Genomic DNA, 1,192 nt, shown 5'->3' on the forward strand with positions numbered 1-1,192 from the left:
GCCTTCCAGGGCCTGCAACGCCTGTGGCAGGACGACGGCGACCACTACGCCGAGATCGGCGGCCTCAACTCCGACGGCTACCTGCTGCACCCGGCGCTGCTCGACGCGGCGCTGCAGCCCGTCGTGGCCGGCCGTGACGACGTGCTGCTGCCGTACTCCTTCCATCAGGTCGAACTGCACGGCACCGACGACGCCACGCAGACCCACGTCAGCGGGACCAGCGTCACGATCGCGGACGGCACCGGCGCACCCGTGCTGACCGTGCGGCAGGTGACCATGCGGGCGCGCGTCACGCAGGCCGAGGAACTGCTGTGGGTACGCGACTGGCAGCCGATCGACCTCACGGCCGACGCTGACCTGACCGAGGCCGCCGTGCTGGACTGTTCCCCGCCGGCCGGGGAGACGGTTCCCGCGCGGGTGCGGGCCCAGATCATCGGCGCGCTGGAGGACCTCCAGGCCTGGCTCGGCCGCCGGGGCCCGGACGAACGCCTCGCGGTGGTGACCCGGCGCGCGGTGGCGGTCGACGGCGACGACGTCGACCTGGTGCAGGCCCCGATCTGGGGCCTGGTGCGCACGGCGCAACTCGAACACCCCGGCTGCATCACGCTCCTCGATCTCGGCGAGGACGACGCACCGCCGCCCGCGGCGCTGCGGACGACGCTGCCCGAGATCGCCGTCCGCCGCGGGGAGACCTTCGCGCCCGAGCTGGTGCACCCGAAGCCCGGCCTTCCGCTCTGCCCCGGCGCGTGGCGGCTCGACGCCACCGGCGGCGGGCTGGACGGCCTGACCGTGGTGGCCGGCGACGCCGACGTGGTGCCGCTGGCCGCCGGCCAGGTGCGCGTGGAGGTGCACGCCGTCGGTCTCAACTTTCACGACGTGGCCGTGGTCCTGAACCTGATCGACGACGTCGACCTCGGGCAGGAGGGCGCCGGCGTGGTGGTGGAGTCGGCGTCGGACGCCTTCCGGCCCGGCGATCGCGTGCTCGGCCTGTTCGGCGGGGTCTTCGGCTCGATGGTGGTCGTTCCGGATCAGACGCTGGCGCCGATTCCGGCGGGGTGGTCGTTCGCGCAGGCGGCGTCGGTGCCGGTGGCGTTCGTGACGGCGTTCTACGCGCTGGTGGATGTGGCCGGTCTGCGGCGTGGTGAGTCGGTGCTGGTGCATGCCGCGGCCGGTGGTGTGGGGTCGGCGGCGG

The 1,192-nt window shown here is 74.0% G+C and carries 1 protein-coding gene; it reads left to right on the forward strand.

The genetic code is table 11. The annotated features are described in order from the left end of the window. On the forward strand, positions 1 to 1,192 hold a 1,192-nt coding region (locus tag AB0G13_RS34765), incomplete at both ends, for a polyketide synthase dehydratase domain-containing protein (RefSeq protein ID WP_357883959.1).

It is taken from the genome of Micromonospora sp. NPDC023633 (genome assembly GCF_040640035.1).
Taxonomy (GTDB): domain Bacteria; phylum Actinomycetota; class Actinomycetes; order Mycobacteriales; family Micromonosporaceae; genus Micromonospora.